Genomic DNA, 8,404 nt, shown 5'->3' with positions numbered 1-8,404 from the left:
CATCCTGCGAAACCGCTATCGCGCCGTCACTGGGCGACGCCCGTACGGCTCCCGGCAGATCGGCGCCCAGCGCCGCTAAGAGATCGAAATCATTGCCTGGCCGGACATTGCCTTCGTGGTGCTTTTCCATCGCCTCGCGTAGCTTCTCCTCCGGTAGGAGGTTCGCGAAAAAGGCCGGCAAGGCGCCCGCCAGAGGCTTCGGACCTTTCCGCAATCCTCCGGTCGCTGCCCGGAACGACAGGCTGAAAACCGGAAAGCCGCCCGTCGCGCGGTAGGCCTCATCGAAGTTGAATGCATTGAAATCGCCCGGCGTCCTAACGATTGTGCCGATCTTCAGTGCGTTCAAGAGCACGTCCAGCGACGGGATCGTCTTAGGTGCGTGAAAGACTGGAGCCATGATCGTCATCGTCAGATTGAGGAACAAAGGCGGGCAGGTCGTCATCATCATGCGGACGCAACAGAGCCTGGACAGCCGGCACCATGACTTGCGGAACCAGCATCATTTCCAGACCGAGCGCGCGAGCGACATTCATGAGCGTCGTCGCACGCGCCGCCGCGGCCCCCTTTTCGATGTCGCGATAGCGGGGACGGGATATACCCGCCAAATCAGCGACCTGCTGCTGCGTCATGGCAGCGCCCTGCCTCACCTGCCTGAAAAGCCCACCGATTTCGCGCAGAATTTCCGATTCAGTTTCCACCATTACCTATACGATTCATTCCAATGCCCCCATTGATATGCAAAGGTATCTCATCCGGCGAGCAAGTTAATTTAATGATCTGTTCGCGTATCATATATGAAGATAATGATATCCAAAGAGATCAGTCCTTCATTCGAGGATCTCCCAGGTTACCGCCGCACAGCGGACGTTCCTCCGAGAACAGCTGCCATGGCCACCGCCCACGGCATTTTCACCGAGCGGTGCGTACGTCGCTGCGAAAACGGCCAACGCAAAGACATTCAGCGAACGGCTAGTTTAACCTCAGCACCGATGCGCCCGACGGGGCCCTATGAACGCGAAACAGACGCGACCGCGGCATCAACCGGCCGGCAGATGCGCCCAAGGCAACAAGCGCGCCTGACGCAACGCCGCCAGATCAGCCGAGCCGGTGCAGAAGCAGGCGACGGCCAACTGGCGGATGACGATCTCGAAATGCGCGACAACCGCCTCGGTGGATACTGTAGCCGCGCGCAGCACGCCGGCCGCCTGCCCGACGATGTCCGCGCCCAAGCGGATGGCCTTGGCCACGTCGACGCCGTCGCGGATCCCGCCCGACGCGATCAGCTTCACCGTTGGCAGCGCCCGACGTACCGCCTGCACGCTGGCCGGGGTCGGAATCCCCCAATCGGCGAACGCCATCGCCACTGCACGGTCGGCGGCATCGCGGGCGCGCTCGCCCTCCACCGCGGCCCAACTGGTGCCGCCGGCGCCGGCGACATCGATCACCGCCACGCCCGCCTCGACGAGCGCACAGGCCACCGAGGCGGACAGGCCCGAACCCACTTCCTTGGCCACGATCGGCACGCCCACTCTGCGCGCGGCGCGAGCGATCTGCGCCAGGACGCCGCGCCAGTCGCGGTCGCCCTCCGGCTGTACCGCTTCCTGCAGCGGATTGAGATGGACGATGAGTCCATCGGCCTCCAACGCATCAACCGCCCGGCGCGCCAGGTCCAGGCCGTCGGCCTCGCACAGTTGCGCGGCACCGATATTGGCCAGCAAGGGAATGTCTGGGGCCAGGCGGCGCAGCGCGCGCGTCAGCCCCTGCGAGTTGCGGGATAGCAGGCTCACGCGCTGCGAACCGACGCACATGGCGATCCCCAAGGCTTGCGCTGCCTCGCTCAGATGCCGGTTGATGGCCTCGGCGCGTGGCATGCCGCCGGTCATGGAGCTGATCAGCAGCGGCGCGCGCATGGTCTTGCCCAGCAGCGAGGCGCGCAGGTCGATCTGTTTCAGGTCCAACTCGGGCAATGCGCAGTGTTCGAAACGGATGTACTCCCAGCCGGCGGCGACCGTGGCTGGCGCCGTTAGTCGATCCAGCACGATGTCCAGATGGTCGTCCTTGCGCCGGCTCAGGGCGGTGTCGCTCATGCTCGCTCGATCCGTCGCATCGGGCGACGGCGTTGCGTCGGATCGGACCGACGGCAGCGCGCGCACGCCGCCGCGTCCCCCGCGTTCAGGCCGATGCACGCTGGCCTCCCCTCGCAGCGTCGCTGCCGTAGCGGCTGGTCGAGCTCTGGTAGTACTGCGCGCGGATGGTGGCCATGGCCTCAATCAACGGTCCCCACGGCGCGGGAAAGCGTTCTTCAGCCATCACCCGGTGCAGCATGCGCGTATGGCCGGCCAGCTCGTCGTTGAGGAACTCCACCACAGGCATAGCCGGATAGCGCTGCAGCAGCAGGATCGCCGCGTTGTCGGCATCGCTGGCCGACCTGTCCTTGTCGCGTCCATGCAGATCGTTCTGCAGGCGCCCTATCGCGCAGATGAGCCGCAGGACCTGGCGAAAGGCCGGACGCGCGCGCAAGGCCGCCATGTCCAACCCCCACAGCAACGACAGACAACAGAACACGTTCGTGTAGGCGATCGACTCGATGCCGTTGTGCAGGTACTCGGCGTAGGACCAGCGTTCCGCCCCTGCCGCCTGCGCGCGTCCGGCGCGCAGCGCCGCGCAGTAGCACCGGGTATCGTCGAGAAGCTGAGCATAGTCGCGACGATCGTAGGCGAGCGCGGCCAGCGAAGCGCGCAGCACAGCGCAGCCCTCGAATCCGGGGAGCGCGCACGGCCCGCCCTGCCCCAGCGCCTGCTCCACCGCGGCGAGCTGCTCCGGCGCGATCAGGCCAAGGTCGTTGCAATCGTCGAGCCAGAACAGCAGCGCCAGTTCGCGATAGAACGCCACGATCAGCGTTTCGTCCCGCGGATCGCGGCCGGTGCGGGCGCTGGTGTCGCGCAGGCTCGGGTAGATGCGCTGCAGGATGTACTGGCCGCCCCTGACCGCTTCCACGGCATGCTCGTCGGCGAACCCGGTCAGGGAACGCCCCCACTCCAGCACCTGCTGCAGCGCGCGTTCGGTCTGGATCATGGCGCCGCTCCTGCTCCCTCGCCCAGGACGCGCCGCCCCCAATGAAGTGCCAGCCACAATCCGGCAAGTTCGGCCACGCGCACCACCCGGGTGGGGCAATACAGTTCCTTGCCGATCCACAGCGGCGTCTGCGGCAATGCATGCGCCGCATGGCGGGCGAGCATCCACTCCAGCGCACGCGCCACCGCCTGCGCGATGCGCCGGCGCCCTGTCGGCTCTTCGCTCCCGTCCATCACGTGCAACGCGAACAGCGCGTAGGCGGTTTCCTCGAATGTGGACGCGCGACCGGCGCCCCAGCCGCCGTCGTCGCGCTGCGCCTGCATGAGCGCCGCCAGCGTGCGCTCGTCGCGCCACTGGGGCTTGCCTTGCGCCAGCGCAGCGACCGCATGCGCGGTGGGATACAGCCACGAAACGTGCCATTTTTCGTTGTCCCATAGACCGTGCTGGTTGCGATTGGCCTCAACGTAGGCGCTGGTGCCGGCGCCGGGCTTTCCCAGCAGTCGCAACGCATGCAGGGCATGGATGTTGGTCGACACCGAGGCATTGCGCTCGCCGGGGAAGGTGACGAACAGCTCGCCAATTTCGAAATGGCGCAACGTATCGACCGCCGGGTCGCGGCCTGCAAGGCGCAGCACGCACAACGCAACGGCGGTGTCGTCCGCATCGGCCGCGAAGTGCAAGGCCGGGCCCAGACCGCGCACGCCCAGGCGGGCGTCGAGCTGCGCGACGATCACTTGCACCGCCTCGGCGAGCGCAGGATGCGTGAACAGCCCGGCCAGATGCAGGGTATACAGCGACCAGCATGGCTCGAACACATTGATCGGCCAGACGTTGGGAACGACACCTTCGATGCCGCTGCGCGTCGCCCGAGATGCCGCCTGCAGATACACGTCGGTGCGCCCGACCTGCGGTGTGCTCCCCTGTGTCACGGCGTGCGCACGCCACGCGGCGGTGGCCGCCGGACTGACGCCGATGCTGCCGTCGTCATCCGGGCATGCGCTGGTCGGCGACGTCCCCCAGGCTTCCCAGGAGTGCAGCAACGGATGGCCGCTCGGCAACGTCGCCACCGCCCCCAGCTTGACCAGGCACGCTTGCTGCAGCGGCAAAAGCGCCGGGTGGCGCGGAAACGCCACGCCGCCCAGCAAGGATGCGGCCTCGCGGTACAATTGCGGCAGGATCAGCTCCACGCCGATCGGCGCATCTTCCGGCACCGCATGCGCGTAGGGATCGGGCTGGCACTCGAGGAACCGGGTTGCAGCCTGTACTGCGTCGGCAGCACCGGGAAGAGGATCGGCACGCTGCAATGCCAGCAACGCCGCCCACGTGGGCGCATGGCGGAACAGCGGGAAGTCCGCGCTTCCCCATCCGCCATCGGCCCGTTGCTGCGCGATGAGCCACGCGTATGCGTCCCGCCGACCGGTGACGTTGCCGTGGAACTGCAGAGCTCTCGCCGTGTCGTAGACGGACGGACCGACGCTGCCGCCGTCGCTCATCTCGCCCAGCACGTGGCGCAATTCGGAAAGGATCTGTTCGGACAGCGCGTTCACGCGGGATGTTCCTTCTGCAGACAGTTGACGAGAACCAGGATCGGTAGACGCCGCGCACATCGCCGCGGACTCAGACACAGTGCAGCATGCACCGCTGCCGACCGATCGCGGCGGCACAGCGGCGACCCCATGCGGACGGGCGTGCTCATGCGCATGGCGCGTGCTTGAACAGGTACGCGTTGGCCCGCTGCAGCATCTGCGCCAACCGTTCCGCACGCGGCCCCAGAGGGGCGATGGCCTCCCCGGCGTCGCGAAACAGATCCAGCGCGAACTGGCGCGCTGCCTGCAGCCCCATGATCGACGCGCAGGTCGGCTTCTGCGCCGCCGCGTCCTTGCCGGGGGTCTTGCCCAGCGTCGCGGTATCCGCTGTCGCGTCGAGAATGTCGTCGACCACCTGCAACGCCAGGCCGAAACAGGCGGTGTAGCGATCGAGCGCACCGTACAGCCCAGCGTGCGCGGCATCCTCCGCGACGGCGCATAGCGCGCCCATGCGAACGGACGCGCGCACTAGTGCTCCGCTCTTCATCCTGTGCATCGCCACGATCCTGTCCAGCTCGGCGTGGTTTCCGACCAGCGACAGATCCATGGCCTGCCCGCCTGCGGCACCCTCGGCGGACACCGCCTGCGCCAGTTCGCGCACGAGCGCGATACGGTTGTCGCCCGGCGCATCCAGGCTCGCCAGGGTCAGGAAGGCGTGCGCCTGCAGCGCATCGCCGACCAGGATCGCAGTGGCTTCGCCGAACTTGACGTGCACGGTCGGAAGGCCGCGGCGAAGCACGTCGTCGTCCATTGCGGGCAGGTCGTCGTGGACCAGGGTACAGGCGTGCATCATCTCGATGGCGGCGCCGACGTCGTCGAGCGTGTGCGCCGGCGTGTCGGCCAGTGCGCCGGCAGCCATACAGAGCAAGGCGCGGGTGCGCTTCCCGCCATTCAAGGTGGCGTAGCGCATCGCCGCCATCAGCTCGGTCTCACCGTCGTCTTCGGCGCAGAGAAGACGCGCCAGCGCCTGTTCGACCCGTTTTGCGCCGTCCTGCATCCAGATCTCCGGCAGCAGCCTGCCGGATGCGCCGCGCGCCTGCGCGCCCAATCCGCCGAGCGCGGAAACGCCAGTTCCGTGGTCGTGTAGCGTGGAACCGGTCTGCATGTCGTTCATGTCCTTGTACCTGACAGCAGACGGCCACGGCGAGCGGCGAGCCGATGCAGTGTTGCCGGCGTCGCACCGAGCGCGCGCGCCGAGTGCAGCAATGCCGCGCGTCGCCGGCGCCGCTGCCTCGCCACACGGGGTATGCGATGCCAGCTCATGAGAATCCGATGCGGATTTTCATGGAGGGTTGTGCTGTCGGGTAATAGCGCCGGCCTTTTTCGGCGTCGCTCAGCAACCGCGGCCGCACCCCGGCCTTGTGCATGGTCAGCGCCAAGGCAATGCTGAACTGCACCAGTTCCAGCCATACCAGATGGTAGCCAATGCAGACATGTGGGCCGCTGCCGAACTGCAGCATGTCCACCGGCCCGATCGGCCCCGTGCGTTGCAGCCACCGCGCCAGGCGGAACTGATCAGGCGCCTCGTGCAGCAGCGCCGAGGTCGAGAAATGCAGCAGCGGGATGCATAGACTTGTGCCCGCGGGAATGCGCCGCTGGCCGAGTTGTAATTCCTGCGTCGCGCGACGCGGTACGAGCGAGGACGCCGGATGCATGCGCAGCGTCTCGCGGAACAGCGCCTCGGCGACCGGATACTGCGCCAGGTCCGCGTGCCGGGTCGGCACCGCGCCCACGCGTTGCGCCTCCTCGACCAGGGCGTCCCACAGCTCAGGCTGCCGCGCCAGCTCGATCACCATCCAGGCCATCGTCGAGGCGGTGGTCTCGTGACCGGCAAGCAGCAGCAAGCGGATGTTGGCGACCAGGACGTCATCGGAGAGCGCATCGTCGCTGCGATCGAAGGCGCTCACCATGTCGTTGATCAACCCGGTGCGCGCGGCATGCGCGCGCGCGTCGCGGATGAACTGGCGCGACTGCGCGTCGATCCAGTCGCGGGCGGCGCGGCCGCGCCGCAAGGGCGTTCCGGGCAGGTCGACCGGGGGCGCGACGATCAACTGCAGCAGTTGCCGGTACTTGCGATGCCACTCCGGCAGGTCTTGGGCGGGGATGCCCATGAGACTGAAGGTGAGCTTGAGCATCAGGTCGCCGGTTTCGGGCAGGATGGTTACTTCACCGCGATCGCGCCAAGCCTGCACCCGCGCCCGGATGACGGGCTCGAACAACTCGCCAATGCCGGCCTCGGTCAGCCCCCTGGGCAGGAACGCCGCCTTGATCCCATCGCGCGCCTGCCGGTGCGCGCTACCGTTCAAAGTGACCAACGTTCCGCCAAGGATTTCGGGCGCGATCTCTGCGATCAGCGCCGAGGACACGTCCTTGTGCCGGAGCAATGCGATCACATCCGGATCCAGGCAGGTCATCAGGTGTCCGGCAGGACCGAAGTCCAGCCAGAAGTGGCTGCCCAGCGTCCGTTGCGCGCGCCGCAGCAGGCGCGGCAGGTCGCAGACTATGGCGGGAAGATGCCCGACCAGGGGGAAAGCGCCGGGCATGACCGGGACGTCGTATCGCAGCCGGTGCCGTCGGTTGAGCGGGTTGAGCAGCATGTCCATCACCTCCTTGGCGCAGCGTCCGCTTCGGCCGTGTCGCCGGCTGGCCGCGCGGCACGGCTGTTGCCACCATCGGCATATGTCGGCACATGCGTCAGCATGCCGCCGTCGATGCACACGACCTGGCCGGTGATGAACGCAGCATCGTCGGAGAGCAGGAAAGCCACTAGCGCGGCCACGTCCTCGGGACGGCCGACGCGCGGCAGGAGCTGGTGCCGGCGCAGATGCCGTTGCATGCACCCGTCCAGCTTGGCGAGGAGACGGTCGGTCATGATAAGACCCGGCGCAACCGCGTTGCAGCGGATCTGCGAGTGACCGTACTGGGTGGCGAGCGAGGCCGACAGCATGTTCATCGCCGCCTTCGAGGCGGCGTAGGACGTCTGCGCGGTATCACCGCTGAGCCCCTGGCACGACGACATGTTGACGATCGCGCCACCGCCACGGGCCATCATCCGTGGGATGGCCTGCCGGCAGCAGAGCAGCGTGCCACGCAGATTGGTCGCGATCGTCTCATCCCAAACCGCCAGGTCCAGGTCGAGGATCGCGCGGTCGCGCGGGGTCAGATGCATGGCGCTCGCGTTGTTCACCAGCAGGTCGACCCCACCAAAGTGCCGCTCCGCCGTCTCGAACAGCGCTGCCACCGCCTGCGCATCGGCGATATCCATGGCTAGGGGCAGCGCGTGGCCCGCTTCGGCCGCGATCCGCGCGGTGCAGGCGACGGCAGCCGAGCCATCAATGTCGGCCACCACCACTCGGCCCCCCTCCCGCGCGATGGCGAGGGCGCATGCCTTGCCGATGCCCGCGCCAGCGCCGGTCACCACGGCAACCTTGCCCTCAAACCGTCCCATCGTGTGCTCCCTGATCATGTTGGTCTTTCGCAGCATGCCGCCCGACCTCGCCGGAGAGGGCGCCGGATCCGCGCTGGCGGGCTCGCCATCGCCAGCGTCGCTTTCGATGACCCGAATGGCGGCGACCGGGCACTGGCGGGCCGCGAGCCGCACGGCAGCGTGCAGCGCGTGCGGGACCGTCGCCACGCACACTTCCGCCACGCCGTCCGGTTCGCGCTGGCGAAAGGTGCCCGGCAGCGTCAGCACGCACTGCCCGGTGGTTCCGCACAGATCCTGGTCGACCACGACGCGCATC

At 67.6% G+C, this 8,404-nt stretch carries 8 protein-coding genes and 1 pseudogene; all 9 read right to left on the bottom strand.

Going from position 1 to position 8,404, the window contains the following annotated elements; genetic code table 11:
* Positions 1 to 397, bottom strand: a 397-nt coding sequence (locus NKH37_RS27765) for a HipA N-terminal domain-containing protein (RefSeq protein WP_353041884.1), incomplete at its 3' end; no start/stop codon positions are given.
* On the bottom strand, positions 372 to 701 hold the full coding sequence (locus NKH37_RS27760) for a helix-turn-helix domain-containing protein (protein WP_502906008.1): 330 nt from the start codon (positions 699 to 701) through the stop codon (positions 372 to 374). The genes NKH37_RS27765 and NKH37_RS27760, both read right to left, overlap by 26 nt.
* Before the next feature lie 336 nt (positions 702 to 1,037).
* Positions 1,038 to 2,087 (bottom strand): type 2 isopentenyl-diphosphate Delta-isomerase, encoded by a 1,050-nt coding sequence (fni, locus tag NKH37_RS27755; protein ID WP_031195410.1) that lies wholly within the window; start codon positions 2,085 to 2,087, stop codon positions 1,038 to 1,040.
* A gap of 85 nt (positions 2,088 to 2,172) precedes the next feature.
* On the bottom strand, positions 2,173 to 3,075 hold the full coding sequence (locus NKH37_RS27750; protein ID WP_353041881.1) for a terpene synthase family protein: 903 nt from the start codon (positions 3,073 to 3,075) through the stop codon (positions 2,173 to 2,175).
* Positions 3,072 to 4,622, bottom strand: coding sequence for a hypothetical protein (locus NKH37_RS27745; protein ID WP_353041879.1), 1,551 nt, complete (start codon positions 4,620 to 4,622; stop codon positions 3,072 to 3,074). The genes NKH37_RS27750 and NKH37_RS27745 overlap by 4 nt, the downstream gene beginning before the upstream one ends.
* Positions 4,623 to 4,767: 145 nt before the next feature.
* Complete coding sequence (locus NKH37_RS27740; protein WP_353041890.1) at positions 4,768 to 5,766, bottom strand: polyprenyl synthetase family protein; 999 nt, start codon at positions 5,764 to 5,766, stop codon at positions 4,768 to 4,770.
* Between the two features lie 154 nt (positions 5,767 to 5,920).
* Positions 5,921 to 7,264: a cytochrome P450 gene (locus tag NKH37_RS27735; RefSeq protein ID WP_353041877.1), complete on the bottom strand. Its 1,344-nt coding sequence runs from the start codon at positions 7,262 to 7,264 to the stop codon at positions 5,921 to 5,923.
* Entirely contained in the window at positions 7,264 to 8,109 is an 846-nt protein-coding gene (locus tag NKH37_RS27730; protein ID WP_353041888.1) for an SDR family oxidoreductase, read from the bottom strand. The genes NKH37_RS27735 and NKH37_RS27730 overlap by 1 nt, the downstream gene beginning before the upstream one ends.
* Positions 8,096 to 8,403, bottom strand: a pseudogene (locus NKH37_RS34105) (ferredoxin). The gene NKH37_RS27730 and the pseudogene NKH37_RS34105 overlap by 14 nt, the downstream one beginning before the upstream one ends.
* Position 8,404: the final 1 nt, after the last annotated feature.

The organism is Mesorhizobium sp. M1217, from assembly GCF_040318275.1.
Taxonomy (GTDB): domain Bacteria; phylum Pseudomonadota; class Alphaproteobacteria; order Rhizobiales; family Rhizobiaceae; genus Mesorhizobium.
Note: the sequence above shows the minus strand (reverse complement) of the source record. Positions and strands in the feature narration are given on the sequence as shown.

What these genes read in the sequence shown, in the direction of transcription:
- NKH37_RS27760 (WP_502906008.1), bottom strand. Translation starts at nt 701, where the DNA reads ATGGTGGAAACTGAATCGGAAATTCTGCGCGAAATCGGTGGGCTTTTC.
- fni (WP_031195410.1), bottom strand. Translation starts at nt 2,087, where the DNA reads ATGAGCGACACCGCCCTGAGCCGGCGCAAGGACGACCATCTGGACATC.
- NKH37_RS27750 (WP_353041881.1), bottom strand. Translation starts at nt 3,075, where the DNA reads ATGATCCAGACCGAACGCGCGCTGCAGCAGGTGCTGGAGTGGGGGCGT.
- NKH37_RS27740 (WP_353041890.1), bottom strand. Translation starts at nt 5,766, where the DNA reads ATGCAGACCGGTTCCACGCTACACGACCACGGAACTGGCGTTTCCGCG.
- NKH37_RS27735 (WP_353041877.1), bottom strand. Translation starts at nt 7,264, where the DNA reads ATGGACATGCTGCTCAACCCGCTCAACCGACGGCACCGGCTGCGATAC.
- NKH37_RS27730 (WP_353041888.1), bottom strand. Translation starts at nt 8,109, where the DNA reads ATGGGACGGTTTGAGGGCAAGGTTGCCGTGGTGACCGGCGCTGGCGCG.